The following is a 17,332-nucleotide window of genomic DNA, read 5'->3' as shown; positions in this document are numbered from 1 at the left end:
GGGAGAGGTGAGGGAGTATGCTGTATCGGGTTCTGGCTGTCGTCATCGGCTACTGCTTCGGACTGTTTCAGACCGCGTACCTGCTGGGCCGGAGGAAAGGCATCGATATCCGGAGGGAAGGATCCGGCAATGCGGGCACGACGAACGCGCTCAGAACGATGGGCGTCCGCGCCGGTCTGATTGTCATGGCCGGCGATATACTCAAGTGCATTCTGGCTGTTCTGACCGTCTGGCTTTTAGCCGGCCGGGCTCATCCTGAGATTGATTATCTGCTCCGGGTCTGGACCGGTCTCGGCTGTATCGCCGGGCATAACTATCCGTTCTATATGGGATTCAGGGGCGGCAAGGGCATGGCCTGCACCGCGGGCCTCATCAACTCGATTTCGCTCGTCCTGACAGGGCTTGGTCTTGCGCTCTTCTTCGGGCTGCTTGCGCTGACTCATTATGTGTCTCTGTGCTCGCTGTCCGTCGGCGTGATGTTCTTTATCGGCACTGTCGTGATGGGCCAGACGGGGCATTTTCATATGGCGCAGCCGCAGCTGACGGAGATGTATATTGTGACGGCGGTGATCGTCGCGGAGATGTTCTTCCGCCACAGAGAGAATATCAAACGGCTGCTCCGCGGAACGGAGCGCAAAACCTATATCCTGAAGGGAGCGAAGAACAAATGAGAAAGGTTACAGTGATCGGATGCGGTGCATGGGGGATGGCGCTGGCATCGCATCTTGCCCGTCTCGGGCATGATGTCATCGTCTGGTGCCACTCGGCGGAGATCGCGGAGCAGATGAGAAATGAACGTGCGCTGCCGAAGGTTTTCCCCGGCATCACGTTTCCGGATTACATCCGCTACACGGACGACAGAAAGCGGGCGGCCTCCGAGCGGGATCTGCTGGTATTCGCGGTCGCCTCGCCTTTCACGAGAAGCACGGCGAAGCAGTTCGCGCCGTTCATCCCCGAAGATCAGCGGATCGTGACGGTGACGAAGGGAATCGAGGATGAGACGCTCATGACCCAGACGCAGATTCTCCGCGATGTTCTTCCTGGACGCCGGATCGGCGCGCTTTCCGGCCCGACGCACGCGGAGGAGGTGATCCGGAGTATGCCGACGGCGATCGTCTCCGCTTCTCCGGACCGTGAACTGGCCGAATATGTGCAGGATGTCTTTATGGCTCCGTACTTTCGTGTGTACACGAGCCCGGACGAGCTGGGCGTTGAACTCGGCGGTTCTCTGAAGAACGTGATCGCCCTCGCTTCCGGCATGGTGGACGGTATGGGCGACCAGTTCGGAGACAACTGCAAGGCGGCGCTGATGACCCGCGGCATCCATGAGATGAAGGGACTGGCGATCCGGATGGGCGCGAAGGATGAGACGCTCTCCGGTCTATCCGGTATCGGCGATCTGATCGTGACATGCATGTCACGGCATTCCAGAAATCACCGGGCCGGCATTCTGATCGGGCAGGGAATGTCCTGCACCGATGCGATGAAGGAGGTCGGACAGGTCGTGGAGGGGTACTATTCGGCGAAATCCGCTCTCGGGCTGGCAAAAAAATACGGCGCATCCCTTCCGATCACGGAAGAGGTGAACCGTATCCTGTTCGAGGGAAAACGTCCGAAGGACGCGCTGGTTGACCTGATGATGAGAAACCGGAAGAGCGAGGATCTCGTCAGTGGAGAAGATCTTCCGGAATGCTGGCAACGCGATAGTTCTCGTTGAGTCCGTCAATCGCCTCCATCTCGGAGGCATCCAGTTCAAAGTCGAAGATCTGGCTGTTTTCCAGAAGGCGGTTCAGCCGCACGGATTTCGGAATTACACAGCAGCCTTTCTGAAGAATCCACCGGAGCCCGACCTGAGCGGCGCTCCGGTTGTATTTTTCAGCGATCTGCTTCAGGACGCCGCTTTCCAGATAAGCGCCGCGGGCGAGGGGGGTGTAGGCCTGCACGACGATGCCGTTCTTGAGACAGAAATTCCGGATGCCGTCCTGAACGAAAAGAGGGTGATACTCGATCTGGTTGACTGCCGGAACGATCTCACAGTGATCGAGGAGATCGGAGAGCTGAAATTCATCGAAATTGGATACGCCGATGGCGCGTGCACGTCCGGAGCGATAGATATCCTCGAACACCTTCCATGTATCCAGATAGCAGCCGGGTACCGGCCAGTGAATCAGATAGAGATCCACATAGTCGAGTCCGAGACGCTCGAGGGAACGCTCGAAGGCACCTTCGATGTTTCCGATCCGCTGGGCGTTGTTCCAGATCTTCGTGGTAATGAAGAGCTGTTCCCGCGGCACGCCGGCGGAGGCGACCGCCTTTCCGACGCCGTCCTCGTTCTTATAGGAAGAGGCTGTATCGAAAAGACGATAGCCCATCGGTATCGCGGAGAGGATTGCCTGTTCTGTTTCGTCCGGGGCTGCCTTATAGAGCCCCAGTCCGAGCCGCGGCATCACCACGCCGTTATTCAGAGTCACTGTCGTTTCCATCCGTGTCCCCTTGCATAAAATAGATACTCAAATTATACAGAATAAAAATAAAATAGATCGAACAATATTGTTACAATAGTATTACACTGTGTCAACGAGGTTCAGGCCGTCGCGTTTTTTCCAAAGAGAAGGCGGATTGTCCGATATGGTATCCGGAAAAGGACGCCGAAACAAACTGCGGCTTGCAAACAGATCACAAAAATGTTACATTCGTGTTAAGAATTGAAATAACATGCGGATTATAGAAAAGGAGATGAGCGGATGAAACGTTTTTTGTCAATACTTCTGGCTGTTCTGATGCTGACAGCGGCCGTTCCGGCTGTCAGTGTGCCGGCTGCTTCCGGAGTGAAGTGCGTGGCATCCGGTTCAAGGACAGCCGCCGCTGACGGATACTACTATCTCCTTCCGATGTGTTCAACGAAGTATGTGCTGTCGGTGATGAACGGGTCGAAGAAGAGCGGCGCGGCAGCCACGCTGGGGTACTATTCCTATATGTCCCGGCGGGTCTTCTACCTCTCCAAGGCCCCGGGCGGCACCTATATCATCCGGAATAAGAACTCCGGCCTCTATCTGGGGGCAAAGAACGGAACGAAGAAGCGGGGCGGCGCCATCGTCCAGTCCGGTTCCAAAACAAGCGGAGCGAACCGCTGGTATGTGATCCGGCGCGGAAGCTATTACACGATCCAGAGTTCCCTTTCCCGCTATGTGATGGGCGTGCACAACAACGCGGCGAAGAATGCGCAGATCGTCAATCTGCAGGCGTACTCCAACCGGTCCGGCCAGCGCTGGAAGCTCGTGAAGTACACCCCGGCCAAGACGAACGTGAAGAAGACCGCAGCAAAGCTGAAATACAAGACGACGACGCGAAGCGGCATGACAGCCGCCGACTACGCGGTGCTGAACAACATCCTCGGCGCGGTGGAAACCGGCGGTCAGATCTACGGCAGGAGAAACTACGGCGATTACACGCCGCCCTATGCCGCCAGCAGCAACGAGCATACCTGCACGCTGGGCTGGGCCGCGTTCTACGGCGAGGAGGCGGAGGCACTGGTCCGTCAGATCCGTCAGAGAGATCCGAAGACCTTTGCGAAGATCGACAGCAAGGGGATCATCGCGAGGAAGCTGAGCGTGGACTGGGTGAAAACACGCTGGAGACCCAACTCGACGGAGGTCAGACTCCTGAAGGCCCTGATCACGACCCCGACGGGCATGAAGATCCAGGATGAGATGGCGACGAAGATCGCGAAGGCGTACGCGGCCCGCTGTATGTCCGGTTTTACGAAAAACACATATGCCGTGATGATGTACTGTGAAATCGCCCATCTTGGGGGAAGCGGTGCCGCGTCGAGAATTTTCCGGCGCTGCGGCGGCACCTACAATCTGGACACCATCGTCGCCTCTCTGAAGAAGGACCAGTCCGATACCTCGTCAAGGTACCAGGTCGGAGACGCGATTTTCTGGACAAGACATATGAAATGCGTGGAGTTTATCCAGAGATACGCATAATCCAAAGGAGTATCTGCGCATGAGTGCTTCATACACAGTGATTTTTGTGATGGCCGCGGTGGCGGCCATTTTTGTTCTCCTGATTCTGCGCGGCCAAAAGGAGAGCCGTCAGAGCGGCGAGCGGACCGTGAGGAAGAGCTGGGGAAGCGTCTCCGCGAGAGCCGTCTCAGCCGACGCCATGCAGCGGATCCGGAGCTTTTCGGACGCGCTTGACAGGACGCCGGAAGAATCGAAACCGGACGGAGAACCACAGGAGAGCCCGTCTGTGACGCCGATCGACGACATCACGGCGGAGGATCTTGAGCTGGACCGCTTCTATCAGGCATCTGTGAGGACGATGGCGGCACCGGGAGACGAGGTCTACTACTCGTGGCTGCGTCATCCGCTGCTGGACCCCGGCGCCATCCGCCGGCGGATTCGGCTGGAGGACTTTTTTTCAGAGCATCCGGATGAACGCGAGGCGATTCAGCTGCGCCTTCTTGAAATAGGGCGTGAGAAGGACATTTCATGCTACGGCGCCTTCGAGGCTCTGGATAAGGCGCAGCCGGCGGGCAGGATCCGGTATCTTCTGCTCAGCGCGCTGACCGCGGCAGATCTGGCGCTTCTCTTTTTCCTCCCGCTTCCGGCGGTGCTGATGCTGATACCGCTGATGGCCGTGAACATCAGCGTGCATCTCAGGATGAAGGAGCAGGTCGGGCGGGAGATCCGATATCTTGCGATGCTGATCCGGATGCAGCGTGCGGCCGCCGCGATCGCCGCGCGGCCCTGTGAGGCGATCCGGGACGAACAGAACGTTCTCCGGTCCGCCTCCGCCCGCCTTGCCTCGTTCCGGCGGGGCGCCGTGCTCGTCACGTCAGGCGCGTCGGTCGGCACCGGACCCGGGGATGTGGTCCTCGAGTACGCGAAGCTCTTCTTTCACGCGGATCTGATCCGGTACAACGGCATGCTCAGAGCGTACCGGGAGCACCGCGGGGATGCGCTCGTCGTGTATCGTGTTCTCGGAAATCTGGACGCCGTGATTTCCTGCTCCTCGTATATTGCGTCCCGCCCGCGGATGACGAGACCGGTGTTTGCCGAAGGAAGGACGCTCACGGCGAAGGGGCTTGTTCATCCGCTGCTTGAGCATCCGGTGCCGGCGGATTTCCGATCGGACAGGTGCATGCTGCTGACAGGTTCCAACGCATCGGGCAAGTCGACTTTTCTGAAGGCGGTGATGTACGGGGCACTAATGGCTCAGAGCATCGGTGCGGCAGCGGCTTCCGGATGGGAAGCGCCCTGCTTCCGGATTTTTACGTCGATGGCGCTGAGTGACAGTCTGAAAAACGGAGAGAGTTATTTCGTCGTGGAGATTCGTTCGCTGAAGCGGATTCTGGATGCGGCCGGACAGGAGGGCAGTCCGGTGCTCGCGGCGGTGGATGAGGTGCTGCGCGGAACGAACACCGTCGAGCGGATCGCCGCGTCGTCGCAGATTCTCCGTTATCTTGCCGGAACAAACGCGCTGGTTTTTGCGGCGACCCATGACATCGAGCTGTCGTACCTGCTTCAGAACTGCTGTGAGAACCGGCATTTCGGAGAGACGGTCCGGAACGGGGACGTGACGTTTGACTATCATCTGAGAGAGGGGCGCGCTTCATCCGGGAATGCAATCCGGCTTCTTCGGGCGACGGGCTATCCCGCGGAGGTGACGGAAGCGGCCGGGGCGAGTGCGGCGCGTTTCGAGGCGGACGGTGAGTGGCATCTGGATACGGAGGGAGAACGAAAACGATGACAGAGGTGACGATCTACACGGACGGCGCGGCACGGGGGAATCCGGACGGGCCGGGCGGTTACGGGGCAGTGCTTCTTTATACGGATCCGTCGGGGAAACAGTACAGAAAGGAGCTTTCGGAGGGTTTTGCGAAGACGACGAACAACCGGATGGAACTGATGGCCGTGATCGCCGCGCTCGAGACGCTGAAGCGGCCCTGTGATGTGACGCTGTATTCGGATTCAAAATATGTGACCGACGCGTTCAACCAGCACTGGATCGACGGCTGGCGGAAGCGGGGGTGGACCAAGGCGGACAGAAAGCCGGTGCTCAACCGAGACCTCTGGGAGAGACTGCTCGCGGCCGCTGCGCCTCACCGTATCCGGTGGGTCTGGGTGCGCGGACATAACGGCAACCGGGAGAACGAGCGGTGCGACGCGCTGGCGACGACCGCGGCGGATGCGCTTCGATGAGAATGAGTCTCTGAAGGCAGTCTTCCCGTGAGGCTGCGCCGGGAGACAACGGAGAGGCGCGGGATCGCGGACGACAGGCCGTCCGCGGAGACCGGGGCGGATGGATCTGCCTGCGCACGCCGAACCGCGCCTTGTGTCCCCCGCGTCCGTGTGCTATAGTTTGTTCTGTGTGTTTCCGGAGACGGCTTGTCCCTGACGCGGCTCCGGAGCCGGAAAATCAGCGCCGGACGCGGCGGAACGGACCGCCGGACGGCAAATGGAGGTCGCAGCGTGAAAAAGTATGGGGTCAATGAGCTTCGTGAGATGTTTCTCTCCTTTTTTGAGGAGAAGGGGTGCCTGAGACTGGGCAGCTTCTCACTGGTTCCGCATAATGACAAGTCGCTTCTCATCATCAATTCCGGCATGGCGCCGATGAAGCCGTGGTTTACCGGCCAGGAGATTCCGCCGAGACGCAGGGTGACTACCTGCCAGAAATGCATCCGCACCGGAGATCTTGAAAATGTCGGCAAGACAGCCCGGCACGGCACTTTCTTCGAGATGCTCGGAAACTTTTCCTTTGGCGATTATTTCAAGAAGGAGGCGATCCCCTGGGCATGGGAGTTTCTGACGGAGCGCGTGGGGCTTGATCCCGAACGGCTCTATCCGTCGGTCTATGTGGACGACGACGAGGCGTACAATATCTGGCTCAACGATATGCATGTCCCGGCGGACCACATCTACCGTTTCGGAAAAGAGGACAATTTCTGGGAGCACGGCTCCGGCCCCTGCGGTCCCTGCTCGGAGATCTATTACGACAGAGGGGAGAAATACGGGAACGGTCCGGAAGATGTGATGGGCGGCGAGGGCGACCGCTACATGGAAGTCTGGAATATCGTGTTCTCCCAGTTCAACAATGACGGGCACGGCCATTACACCGATCTGGTTCAGAAGAACATCGATACCGGAATGGGCCTGGAGCGTCTGGCCGTGGCGGTGCAGGATGTCGGATCCATCTTTGACGTCGATACCGTCAAATCGCTTCGGGACCTGGTATGCCGTCTGGCCGGAGGCATCGGCTATGAGGAGCCTGGAACGGAAGAATCCGACGTATCCGTCCGGATCGTGACGGATCACGCCCGCTCGATGACGTTCATGATCTCGGACGGCATCATGCCTTCCAATAACGGGCGCGGCTATGTTCTCCGCCGCATCATCCGGCGTGCTGTCCGCCACGGACGCAAGCTGGGAATACAGGGATCCTTCCTGCCGACGCTGGCGATGAACGTCATAGACGGGTCACGCGACGGTTATCCGGAACTGGAGGAGAAGCGCGACTTCATCCTCAATGTGATCCGCGCCGAGGAGGAAAAGTTCGAGAAGACCTACGGCCAGGGCATGGAGATCCTTGCGTCCATGGAGGAGGAGCTCGAGGGCAGAGGCAGCCGGATCCTTTCCGGAGATGACGCGTTCCGCCTTTATGATACCTACGGTTTCCCGCTGGATAACACGAAGGATATTCTGGCGGAGAAAGGTTTCACGGTTGACGAAGCCGGTTTTGAGGCGGCGATGAAACGGCAGAGGGAAACCGCCCGTCAGGACCGGAAGAATTCGGGCCGGAACGATGAGTACATGGGAGCTGACGCTACCGTTTACGAGGAGATGGATCCGTCAGTCAATTCCGCTTTTGTCGGCTACGGCCGGCTTGAGGCGGATTCGAAGATCGTGGCGATGGCGCTGCTGGGCGATTCCGATTCCGGTGAGGAGAATGCGGTCACCGGGGCGCTGACGGACGGCCAGACCGGAGCCATCATCACATCCGAGACGCCCTTCTACGGGACGATGGGCGGTCAGATCGGTGACAGAGGCGTGATCACCTCCCCGGGCGGAACCTTCGCCGTGGAGAGGACCGAGCATGTTGCAGGGTCGAAGATCGCCCATATCGGACATGTCACGGGAGGCATGTTCCGCACCGGCGACACCGTGACGCTGAAGGTGGACGCGGAGAACCGGTTGGCCATCTGCCGGAACCATTCCGCGACACATCTTCTGCAGCGGGCGCTGCGTGAGGTGCTGGGCAGTCATGTGGAGCAGGCGGGCTCCTATCAGGACGCGTCGAGAACCCGGTTTGACTTCTCACATTTCAAGGCCATGACGCCGGAAGAGCTGAAGAAGGTTGAGGATCTGGTGAACCGGAAGATTGCGGAGGACCTTCCTGTGACCACTGAGGTGATGAGCCTCGATGAGGCCCGGAAGACGGGTGCAATGGCGCTCTTCGGGGAAAAATACGGCGACCGTGTGCGCGTTGTCCGGATGGGGGATTTCTCAACAGAACTCTGCGGCGGCACACATGTCAGCCACACCGGACAGATCCGTCTTTTCAAGATTGTCTCGGAGAACGGCGTGGCCTCGGGTGTCCGGCGTATCGAGGCGCTGACCGGAGACAACGTCATCGCGTGGTACGCGGAACTTGAGAACGAGATGAACGAATCGGCCGCTCTTCTGAAGGCGGCTCCGTCCACGCTGGCGGATCATATCCGCCGGCTCCAGGAGGACCTGAAGGCAGCCCGCTCCGAGAACGAGGCGCTGAAGGCGAAGGCGGCTCAGGCTGCGATGGGCGACGCCGCTTCCGAGGCCGAGGAGATCGGCGGGGTCCGCGTACTGGTTCGGCGGCTGGACGGCGTCGGGATGAACGACATGCGGAATCTCGGCGACGAGCTGAAGGAGAGCCTCGGGGACGCCTACATCATTCTGGCTTCCGTGACCGACGGGAAGGTCAGCCTGATGGCGACGGCGAGCGACGGCGCCGTGAAGAAGGGCGCTCACGCCGGCAATCTGATCCGTTCAGCTGCCCGTATCGTCGGAGGCGGCGGAGGCGGACGCCCGAATATGGCGCAGGCCGGAGGAAAGGATCCGTCAAAGACAGATGAGGCGCTGGCCGAGGCGAAACGGATTGCAGGAGAGCAGCTGGGCTGAGGACGACGGTCCCGCTGGCGCGGCGGTCCGGACCGCGGAGACTGCGGAATTTTCCTGTTGACGGACGGACCGCGGAACGATATAATAGTTACTGTTTGAAAATACCCCAGCAATGGTAAGGGGGAGGTGAAATCTGGTAATGGCTAATGTCATCGTCAAAGAGGGCGAATCTCTTGACAGCGCACTGAGACGTTTCAAGCGCAGCTGCGCAAAGGCAGGCATTCAGCAGGAAATTCGCAAGCGCGAGCACTACGAAAAGCCGTCTGTTCGCCGCAAGAAGAAGTCTGAAGCAGCCCGCAAGAGAAAGTACAACTGACTGAGTGAAGTGGGAAAAACGAAATCGTCCATGCAGATGCGTGGACGATTTTTCTCGTCATGGGGGCGCGGGCTCCCGGCGCGTCTCCGGACGTGCGGAAAGGAGCGGGTAAAAGCGGAACATGACCGATTTTGTCACGACCGGCTGGAAAATCCGTTCGGAGAAGGTGAAGACGCCGCTCAGGCTGATTCTCATTGGCGATCTGCACGACGCGGAGCACGGGCCCGGAAACGACGCTCTGAAAAGAGCGGTACGGGAGGCAGCGCCCGATCTGATCCTCTGCGCGGGCGATCTGATTGTGGGTCGGCCGGGACGGCCGCGGGAAACGGCGCTGGACCTGATGAGTTTCTGTGCGGTTACGGCGCCGGTCTATATGGTGTACGGCAACCATGAAACCCAGCTCCGGCTGTTTCCCGGAGAGGAGGAGCCCTTCCGCCGCCGTCTCGCCGCGACAGGTGTTCATCTTCTGAACAACACAGGAGCTTCTCTTGAAATGAAGGGGACTCCGCTGGTCCTGTACGGCCTTGAGCTGCCGCTTTCCGTATACCGCAAGCTCAGAATCCCGCGACTGACCGACAGCGGTATCACGGAACGGATCGGTCCGGGCCCGGCCTCTGCCGCGTTTTCCGTTCTGCTCGCCCATAATCCCCAGTTCGCGCCGCAGTACGCCCGCTGGGGCGCCGATCTTACCGTCTGCGGGCACTTCCACGGAGGCGTTCTGCGGATCGGACAGAGGTGTCTCTTAAGTCCCTACGGCTTTCCGTTTCCGAAGTACGGGTACGGACACTACGAAACAGACGGACGCCACATGATCGTGACGGCCGGACTTGGCGAACACACGATTCCGTTCCGCATCCACAATCCGATGGAGCTGGCCGTGATCGACATTCTCCCCGCTGAAGAGGCAGAAAATGGGAATTGAAGTTGAACTGAAGGCATTTGACGGTCCGCTGGATCTGCTGCTTCAGCTGATTGAGAAGAATAAAATCAACATCTTTGACATCCCGATCGTCGAGATCACGGATCAGTATCTCGCCTATGTCCGGACGCTTCAGGAGGAAAACCTGGAGGTCATGAGCGAGTTTATGGTGATGGCGGCCGAGCTGATCGCCATCAAGTGCCGGATGCTGCTTCCGAAGGAAGAGGAGCCGGAGACGGAGGAAGAGGATCCGAGGGACGAACTGGTCCGGCGGCTGCTGGAATACAAGACATACAAATATATGTCCTACGAGCTGAGGGACCGGATGGAGGACGCGTCGGGGAGATTCTACAAGGGCGACACGACGCCGAAGGAGGTCAGGCAGTACAGGCCGAAGGTGAATGTGGAGGAGCTGGTCAGCGGACTTACGCTTGAAAAGCTGCATGCGGTCTTTACCCAGGTGCTGAAACGCCAGCAGGACAAGATTGATCCTGTGCGAAGCCGGTTCGGAACCATCGAGAAGGAAGAGGTTTCCCTTCCGGACAAGCTGGAGGCTGTGGCGTCATATGCGAAACAGCACCGGAATTTCTCCTTCCGCGATCTGCTCCGGAAGCAGAGAAGCCGGACACAGATCGTAGTGACTTTTCTCGCTGTGCTTGAACTGATGAAGTACGGTCTGATCACGGCTTCCCAGAAAGAAACGGACGACGACATCCTGATCGAACAGGCTCCGGACGCGGATCTGGAGAGCGTGAGAGAGCAGCTCGCGCAGGAGGAGTTTGTCTGACGGGACACGCGCATCATCGGACCGGAACGGGATCGCGGGCGGACAGGACGGAACCGGGATGAACGGCGCGCATGAACGGCGCGCCCCGGCCGGAGCGCGGGAAGAGAAGGAGACGGAAGGAAATGGAGAAAGACAGAATCGGGGCGGCGATCGAGGCGATTCTCTTTGCGACGGGCCGGGCTGTGACGACGGAAGAGCTTGCGAAGGCGACGGGCACCGGAACGGATGAGCTGAGGCAGGCGGCCGGCGCGCTGATGGAGGAGTGGAATGCGTCCGGACACGGAACGGAGATGATCCGTCTGGAGGATGCGTGGCAGATGTGCACGAGAAAGGACTACTACCCGCAGCTGATCACGCTGGAACTGCATCCGAGGAAGCCGAAGCTGACAGATGTGCTTCTCGAGACGCTCTCCGTGATCGCCTACCGCCAGCCGGTCACGAAGGCGGAGATTGAGCGGATCCGCGGCGTCAACAGCGATCACGCGGTAAACAAACTGGTGGAATATGAGCTGGTCGCGGAGCTTGGAAGAGCGAAGCTGCCGGGCCGCCCGATCCTCTTCGGGACGACACAGGAGTTCCTCCGGCTCTTCGGCGTCACGGCGGCGGACGACCTTCCGGAGATCAGTCCGGTCAAGCTCGAGGACTTCCGGGAGGAGGCCGAGAGCGAGGTGGACGTCGACGTCTGACAACAGTGAAAAAGGCACGCGGGATGACGGAAATCAGGCCGTTCCCGCGTGCCTTCCTTGTTGAATTTGACACGGAGATGCGGTAAGATGTATTCGTTTAAGTTTTTTATAAATTCAATGGAGGACTTACGATGAGTGAGACACAGAATGCTGCAGGCAGACGCATCACTTCTCTGCTTGACGCGAACAGTTTCGTCGAAATCGGTGCTCAGGTCACGGCCAGAAGCACGGATTTCAACCTCTCTGCCGCAAAGACTCCGTCGGACGGCGTGATCACCGGCTACGGAACCATCGATGGCAATCTCGTCTACATCTACAGCCAGGATCCGTCCGTGCTCGGCGGTTCTGTCGGCGAGATGCACGCGAAGAAGATTTCACGGGTCTACCGGCTGGCGAGAAAAACCGGCGCGCCGATTATCGGACTGCTGGATTCCACGGGCCTGAGGCTGGAGGAGTCCACGGACGCGCTTAACGCGCTGGCGTCGATCTACCGGAACGAGGCGATGTCCTCGGGCGTGATTCCCCAGATCACCGCGGTGTTCGGAAACTGCGGCGGCGGTCTTTCGGTGGTGACGGCGCTTTCCGATTTCACCTTCCTCGAGAAGGACGCGAAGCTGTACGTCAACTCGCCGGACGCGCTCAAGGGCAATTCGGCGGACAGGAAGGACACCTCTTCGGCGGATTACCAGATGGCCCAGGGCAACGCGGACTTTGCCGGCAGCGAGACAGAGGTGTACGCCGCGATCCGCGATCTCGTCTCGATGCTTCCCCTGAACAACGAGGACGAGGGTGAAGCCGCGGAAGTCGCCGATGATCTCAACCGCGCGACGACGGGTCTTGCCTCCACGACGAAGGACGCGGCGGAGACGCTGAAGATCCTGAGCGACGGCGGCGTCTTCTTCGAGACAAAGCGGGGCTTCGCGGACAGCATGGTGACCGGCTTCATCCGTCTCAACGGCTATACGGTCGGCGCGGTGGCCAACCGCGGCGCTGATACCGCGCTGCGCGCGAGGGGACTCGAGAAGGCCGCGGATTTCATCGGCTTCTGTGACGCCTTCAACATCCCGGTGCTCACGCTGGTGAACGCGGCATCCTTCAATGCCTGCGAGTGCACGGAAAAGCTCGCTCAGAAGGCGTCTGCGAAGCTGGCGTTCGCCTACACGAACGCCACGGTGCCGAAGGTGACGGTGGTCACAGGCAGGGCATACGGCACTCCGTATGTGCTGATGGGTTCGAAGGGCCTCGGGGCTGATATGGTCTTCGCATGGCCTGACGCCGAGATCGGCACGATGGATCCGAAGATGGCCGCGAAGGTTCTCTGCGGCGACGCCGACGCGAAGAAGCTGAAGGAGACGGCCGATGCCTATGAGGCGCTTCAGCAGAACGTGAACTCCGCGGCGGCCAGAGGCTATGTCGATACGGTGATCAGCGATGCCGACACGCGCAAGTATGTCATCGGCGCGTTCGAGATGCTCTGGACGAAGAGAGAAGACCGTCCGGACAAGAAGCACGGCACAGTCTGAGAAAGGCGGCACGGATGAAAAGACTCAAATATATGATCATCGCGCTTCTGTGCGTGATGATGATTTCCGTCGGGCTGACCGGATGCGGGCAGAAGACGTCCTCCGAGATGGAGGCCGAGGCTCAGGAAAGCATCCAGTCGGAGAATCTGGCGGACGTCAAAACCTACACGGAATCGCTGGCGTCTCTGCTCAAGAGCGTCACATACCAGCAGTATACGGAGGCGGTGAAGGCCGGAACGGTTTCCTATTTCTCCCACGCCTTCGACAACGACCTGACATACCGCTGGAAGGAATTCAACGATGCCCACGGAGCCGTCAAGGATGTCTCCGTACTGGACGCGGACAAAGAGGACGAAGGTTTTTCGGACCGGATCATTCTGACGGGCGAGGACGGAAAGCAGATGCTTCTGACCGTCACCTACAACAAGTCCATGACACCGGTCTCCAGCACGATCGCGGATTACAGTGATGATTCGAAGGAGACGCTCGGCACGAAGCTCGCGACAGCCGGCGTCAACACGGCAACCGGACTGCTGGTGGTCTTTGTGATTCTGGTCGGGCTTTCCCTGATCATTTCCCTGTTCCGCTTCGTCGGAAAGGCCGGCGAGGTGAAGCCGCAGAACAAGGACGCAGCCCCGAAGGCGGCAGCGCCGGCGGCGGCGCCTGTCCGGAAAGAAGCTTCCGAGGAGGTCAGCCTGGCTGACAATCAGGAACTTGCCGCGGTGATCGCGGCGGCAATCGCAGCAGCAGAGGACAAGCCGGCGGAGGGCTATGTAGTCCGCTCTATCAGACGGCTCCACAACAACAAATGGCATTGAGAGCCCGCGTGGCAGGAGGAAAAAATATGAAAAATTATACGATTACGGTCAATGGCACCGCATACAGCGTAACAGTGGAAGAGGGACAGACATCCGCACCGGCGGCGGCCCCGAAGGCGGCACCGGCTCCTGCGGCGGCTCCGAAGGCGGCACCGGCTCCTGCTCCCGCACCGGCTGCTCAGGGCGCGGCTGGCTCCGTGGAGGTCAACGCGACGGTTCCGGGCAAGGTGCTCAACATTCCGGCTCATATCGGCGATACCCTCAAGGCCGGTGATCCGATTGTCGTTCTCGAGTCCATGAAGATGGAGATCCCGGTGGTCGCGCCTCAGGACGGCACCGTCGCTTCGATCAACGTCACGGCAGGACAGCAGATCGAGTCCGGTGATCTTCTGGCGACCATGAACTGACAATGGAGGTTAGTAGATGAGTATTCTCGACACGTTGTCGAATCTGGCGAACCAGACCGCCTTTCTCTCGCTGACGTGGGGCAACTACGTCATGATCGTGGTGGCGCTGATTTTCCTGTATCTGGCAATCAAAAAAGGTTATGAACCGCTTCTGCTGGTTCCGATCGCCTTCGGCATGCTTCTGGTCAACATCTATCCGGATATCATGCTGAGCCCGGCGGATTCGTCCAACGGCGTGGGCGGTATGCTGTACTATTTCTATACGCTTGACAAGTGGAGCCTTCTCCCCTCGCTGATCTTCATGGGCGTCGGCGCGCTGACCGATTTCGGTCCGCTGATCGCCAACCCGATTTCGTTCCTGATGGGAGCGGCGGCACAGCTCGGCATCTACATCGCCTACTTCCTGGCGATCCTGATGGGCTTCAACGGGAAGTCCGCCGCGGCTATCTCCATCATCGGCGGCGCGGACGGCCCGACCTCGATCTTCCTCGCCACGAAGCTCGGACAGACGGATCTGCTCGGCCCGATCGCGGTGGCGGCCTATTCGTATATGTCGCTGGTTCCGATCATCCAGCCGCCCGTGATGAAGCTCTTCACGACGGAGAAGGACAGAAAGATCCGTATGGATCAGCTTCGTCCGGTATCGAAGCTCGAGAAGATTCTCTTCCCGATCGTCATCACCATCGTGGTCTGCATGATTCTTCCGACGACGGCTCCGCTGGTCGGCATGCTGATGCTGGGCAATCTGTTCCGTGAGTCCGGCGTGGTCAACCAGCTGACCGAGACGGCCAGCAACGCGCTGATGTACATCGTCGTCATCTTCCTCGGCACATCGGTCGGCGCCACGACCAGCGCGGAGGCCTTCCTCAACGTCAGCACGCTGAAGATCGTGGTACTCGGCCTGGTTGCCTTTATCTCCGGTACGGCAGGCGGTGTCTGGCTGGGCCAGCTGCTGAAGAACGTGACGCACGGAAAGATCAATCCGCTGATCGGCTCCGCCGGCGTTTCCGCCGTTCCGATGGCGGCCCGCGTATCGCAGAAGGTCGGCGCGGAGGCGGATCCGACCAACTTCCTTCTGATGCATGCCATGGGTCCGAACGTGGCCGGTGTCATCGGCACGGCTGTCGCGGCCGGTACCTTTATGGCAATCTACGGCATCTGACGGCAAAGACCGGACGGGGGTGCAGGCGGCTGCATGTTCCGCACGCGTTTCCGTCCGGCGATCAACTACATTTGGAGGAAATCACACATGGCTGAAGCAGTGAAAAAACCTGTTCAGATTACTGAAACCGTGCTGCGTGATGCTCACCAGAGTCTGATCGCGACACGTATGACGACCGAGGAGATGCTCCCGATCGTCGATAAGATGGACAAAATCGGCTTCCGCGCGGTAGAATGCTGGGGCGGCGCGACCTTCGACGCGGCACTCCGCTTCCTGCATGAGGACCCGTGGGACCGTCTCCGCAAATTCCGCGCCGGCTTCAGGAACACGAAGCTTCAGATGCTGTTCCGCGGTCAGAATATCCTCGGCTACAAGCCGTATCCGGATGACGTGGTGGAGTACTTCGTTCAGAAGTCCGTCGCCAACGGCATCGATGTGATCCGGATTTTTGACTGCCTGAACGATCTGAGAAACCTCGAGACGGCGACGAAGGCGACCAAGAAGGAGGGCGGCGAGGCCCAGGTGGCGCTGAGTTATACGCTCGGCAAGGCCTATACGCTCGATTACTGGGTCAGGATGGCGAAGGAGATCGAGTCTCTCGGCGCGGACTCCATCTGTATCAAGGACATGGCCGGCCTTCTCCTTCCGTACAAGGCGACCGAGCTTGTGAAGGCGCTGAAGGAAAACACAAAGCTTCCGATCGAGCTTCACACCCATTACACATCAGGCGAGGCGTCCATGACCTATATGAAGGCCGTGGAGGCGGGAGTCGATGTCCTCGACTGCGCGATGAGCCCGTTCGCGCTGGGAACATCCCAGCCGGCGACGGAAGTGATGGTGGCCGCGTTCCAGGGGACGCCCTACGACACCGGGCTTGATCTGCAGGCTCTGGCCGAGATCGCGGATTACTTCCGTCCGATTCGGGAGAAGTATCTTGAAAACGGCCTGATGAACCCGAAGAACCTCGGCGTCAACATCAAGACGCTGCAGTATCAGGTGCCGGGCGGCATGCTTTCCAACCTGACGAATCAGCTGAAGAAGATGCACGCGGAGGACAAGTTCTACCAGGTGCTGGAGGAGGTCCCGAAGGTCCGCGAGGATATGGGCGAGCCGCCGCTGGTCACGCCGTCCTCTCAGATCGTCGGTACGCAGGCCGTCATGAACGTCCTCACCGGCGAGCGCTACAAGGTCGTCCCGGGCGAGACAAAGGATATGTTCCTCGGCAAGTACGGCAAGACGACGCTGCCGGTCAACCCGGAGATCCAGAAGAAGGTGATCGGGGACGAGAAGCCGATTACCTGCCGTCCCGCGGATCTGCTTGAGCCGGGTCTTCCGAAGTTCGAGCAGGCTGTGGCTCCGTACAGGAAGCAGGATGAGGACGTGCTCACGTACGCTCTGTTCCCGGAGGTCGCACTGGACTATTTCAAGTACAGGGATGCTCAGGACACCGGCGTTGATGTGAAGAAGGCGGACAAAGAGAACAAGGCGTATCCTGTCTGATCGATTCTGAGATCAGACGGTATCTGCACCCGGGACGGCCAGCGCTGCTCCGG

General features: G+C 59.5%; 16 protein-coding genes. 15 read left to right on the top strand and 1 reads right to left on the bottom strand.

The features are described from left to right. Nucleotides 1–17: 17 nt before the first annotated feature. Both plsY and G4C92_RS00730 read left to right on the top strand, forming a co-directional pair. Nucleotides 18–671, top strand: a complete 654-nt coding sequence (plsY, locus tag G4C92_RS00735; protein WP_274940727.1) for a glycerol-3-phosphate 1-O-acyltransferase PlsY — start codon at nucleotides 18–20, stop codon at nucleotides 669–671. Continuing rightward, on the top strand, nucleotides 668–1,717 hold the full coding sequence (locus tag G4C92_RS00730; RefSeq protein WP_274940726.1) for an NAD(P)H-dependent glycerol-3-phosphate dehydrogenase: 1,050 nt from the start codon (nucleotides 668–670) through the stop codon (nucleotides 1,715–1,717). The genes plsY and G4C92_RS00730 overlap by 4 nt, the downstream gene beginning before the upstream one ends. On the opposite strand, the gene G4C92_RS00725 is transcribed toward G4C92_RS00730, so the two are convergent. Beyond that, on the bottom strand, nucleotides 1,668–2,483 hold the full coding sequence (locus G4C92_RS00725) for an aldo/keto reductase (RefSeq protein ID WP_274940725.1): 816 nt from the start codon (nucleotides 2,481–2,483) through the stop codon (nucleotides 1,668–1,670). The two genes, G4C92_RS00730 and G4C92_RS00725, sit on opposite strands and share 50 nt — an antisense overlap. A 261-nt stretch (nucleotides 2,484–2,744) precedes the next feature. Here G4C92_RS00725 and G4C92_RS00720 point away from each other — a divergent pair, with 261 nt between their 5' ends. From G4C92_RS00720 to G4C92_RS00660, 13 genes are all read left to right on the top strand, one after another. Next, a complete protein-coding gene (locus G4C92_RS00720; protein WP_274940724.1) occupies nucleotides 2,745–3,989 on the top strand; it encodes an RICIN domain-containing protein in 1,245 nt (414 codons plus the stop codon). A 19-nt stretch (nucleotides 3,990–4,008) separates the two neighbouring features. After that, the gene (locus tag G4C92_RS00715; protein ID WP_274940723.1) at nucleotides 4,009–5,757 is read left to right on the top strand and encodes a MutS-related protein; all 1,749 of its coding nucleotides are present in this window, start codon (nucleotides 4,009–4,011) and stop codon (nucleotides 5,755–5,757) included. Further along, on the top strand, nucleotides 5,754–6,209 hold the full coding sequence (gene rnhA, locus G4C92_RS00710) for a ribonuclease HI (RefSeq protein ID WP_274940722.1): 456 nt from the start codon (nucleotides 5,754–5,756) through the stop codon (nucleotides 6,207–6,209). The genes G4C92_RS00715 and rnhA overlap by 4 nt, the downstream gene beginning before the upstream one ends. Before the next feature lie 270 nt (nucleotides 6,210–6,479). Continuing rightward, the gene (alaS, locus tag G4C92_RS00705; RefSeq protein WP_274940721.1) at nucleotides 6,480–9,161 is read left to right on the top strand and encodes an alanine--tRNA ligase; all 2,682 of its coding nucleotides are present in this window, start codon (nucleotides 6,480–6,482) and stop codon (nucleotides 9,159–9,161) included. Nucleotides 9,162–9,300: 139 nt separating this feature from the next. Further along, nucleotides 9,301–9,477: a 30S ribosomal protein S21 gene (gene rpsU, locus G4C92_RS00700; protein WP_274940720.1), complete on the top strand. Its 177-nt coding sequence runs from the start codon at nucleotides 9,301–9,303 to the stop codon at nucleotides 9,475–9,477. Nucleotides 9,478–9,598: 121 nt separating this feature from the next. Beyond that, nucleotides 9,599–10,399, top strand: a complete 801-nt coding sequence (locus G4C92_RS00695; protein ID WP_274940719.1) for a metallophosphoesterase — start codon at nucleotides 9,599–9,601, stop codon at nucleotides 10,397–10,399. Then, nucleotides 10,389–11,183 carry a segregation and condensation protein A gene (locus tag G4C92_RS00690; RefSeq protein WP_274940718.1) on the top strand — a complete coding sequence of 265 codons (795 nt, stop codon included), beginning with the start codon at nucleotides 10,389–10,391 and terminating at the stop codon, nucleotides 11,181–11,183. The genes G4C92_RS00695 and G4C92_RS00690 overlap by 11 nt, the downstream gene beginning before the upstream one ends. Nucleotides 11,184–11,305: 122 nt before the next feature. Continuing rightward, nucleotides 11,306–11,869, top strand: coding sequence for an SMC-Scp complex subunit ScpB (gene scpB, locus G4C92_RS00685; RefSeq protein ID WP_274940717.1), 564 nt, complete (start codon nucleotides 11,306–11,308; stop codon nucleotides 11,867–11,869). Nucleotides 11,870–12,000: 131 nt separating this feature from the next. Further along, entirely contained in the window at nucleotides 12,001–13,392 is a 1,392-nt protein-coding gene (locus tag G4C92_RS00680) for an acyl-CoA carboxylase subunit beta (RefSeq protein ID WP_274940716.1), read from the top strand. A 14-nt stretch (nucleotides 13,393–13,406) separates the two neighbouring features. Next, nucleotides 13,407–14,210 carry an OadG family protein gene (locus G4C92_RS00675; RefSeq protein WP_274940715.1) on the top strand — a complete coding sequence of 268 codons (804 nt, stop codon included), beginning with the start codon at nucleotides 13,407–13,409 and terminating at the stop codon, nucleotides 14,208–14,210. A 26-nt stretch (nucleotides 14,211–14,236) separates the two neighbouring features. Beyond that, nucleotides 14,237–14,617, top strand: coding sequence for a biotin/lipoyl-binding carrier protein (locus G4C92_RS00670; protein ID WP_274940714.1), 381 nt, complete (start codon nucleotides 14,237–14,239; stop codon nucleotides 14,615–14,617). A 16-nt stretch (nucleotides 14,618–14,633) separates the two neighbouring features. Further along, the gene (locus tag G4C92_RS00665) at nucleotides 14,634–15,779 is read left to right on the top strand and encodes a sodium ion-translocating decarboxylase subunit beta (RefSeq protein ID WP_274940713.1); all 1,146 of its coding nucleotides are present in this window, start codon (nucleotides 14,634–14,636) and stop codon (nucleotides 15,777–15,779) included. Between the two features lie 87 nt (nucleotides 15,780–15,866). After that, nucleotides 15,867–17,279 (top strand): oxaloacetate decarboxylase subunit alpha, encoded by a 1,413-nt coding sequence (locus G4C92_RS00660; protein WP_274940712.1) that lies wholly within the window; start codon nucleotides 15,867–15,869, stop codon nucleotides 17,277–17,279. The last annotated feature ends 53 nt before the right edge of the window (nucleotides 17,280–17,332 follow it).

This window comes from Chordicoccus furentiruminis (assembly GCF_019355395.1).
In the GTDB taxonomy this organism is placed as follows: Bacteria; Bacillota; Clostridia; order Lachnospirales; family Lachnospiraceae; genus Chordicoccus; species Chordicoccus furentiruminis.
The sequence above is the reverse complement of the archived record's forward strand: the minus strand, read 5'-3'. Positions and strand labels throughout refer to the sequence as shown.

Bases quoted from the DNA above. Each gene is read 5' to 3' on its own strand.
- G4C92_RS00725 (WP_274940725.1), bottom strand. From the start codon at position 2,483: ATGGAAACGACAGTGACTCTGAATAACGGCGTGGTGATGCCGCGGCTC.
- rpsU (WP_274940720.1), top strand. From the start codon at position 9,301: ATGGCTAATGTCATCGTCAAAGAGGGCGAATCTCTTGACAGCGCACTG.
- G4C92_RS00665 (WP_274940713.1), top strand. From the start codon at position 14,634: ATGAGTATTCTCGACACGTTGTCGAATCTGGCGAACCAGACCGCCTTT.
- G4C92_RS00670 (WP_274940714.1), top strand. From the start codon at position 14,237: ATGAAAAATTATACGATTACGGTCAATGGCACCGCATACAGCGTAACA.
- G4C92_RS00695 (WP_274940719.1), top strand. From the start codon at position 9,599: ATGACCGATTTTGTCACGACCGGCTGGAAAATCCGTTCGGAGAAGGTG.
- G4C92_RS00660 (WP_274940712.1), top strand. From the start codon at position 15,867: ATGGCTGAAGCAGTGAAAAAACCTGTTCAGATTACTGAAACCGTGCTG.
- G4C92_RS00720 (WP_274940724.1), top strand. From the start codon at position 2,745: ATGAAACGTTTTTTGTCAATACTTCTGGCTGTTCTGATGCTGACAGCG.
- G4C92_RS00680 (WP_274940716.1), top strand. From the start codon at position 12,001: ATGAGTGAGACACAGAATGCTGCAGGCAGACGCATCACTTCTCTGCTT.
- G4C92_RS00690 (WP_274940718.1), top strand. From the start codon at position 10,389: ATGGGAATTGAAGTTGAACTGAAGGCATTTGACGGTCCGCTGGATCTG.
- G4C92_RS00675 (WP_274940715.1), top strand. From the start codon at position 13,407: ATGAAAAGACTCAAATATATGATCATCGCGCTTCTGTGCGTGATGATG.
- G4C92_RS00730 (WP_274940726.1), top strand. From the start codon at position 668: ATGAGAAAGGTTACAGTGATCGGATGCGGTGCATGGGGGATGGCGCTG.
- G4C92_RS00715 (WP_274940723.1), top strand. From the start codon at position 4,009: ATGAGTGCTTCATACACAGTGATTTTTGTGATGGCCGCGGTGGCGGCC.
- plsY (WP_274940727.1), top strand. From the start codon at position 18: ATGCTGTATCGGGTTCTGGCTGTCGTCATCGGCTACTGCTTCGGACTG.
- scpB (WP_274940717.1), top strand. From the start codon at position 11,306: ATGGAGAAAGACAGAATCGGGGCGGCGATCGAGGCGATTCTCTTTGCG.
- rnhA (WP_274940722.1), top strand. From the start codon at position 5,754: ATGACAGAGGTGACGATCTACACGGACGGCGCGGCACGGGGGAATCCG.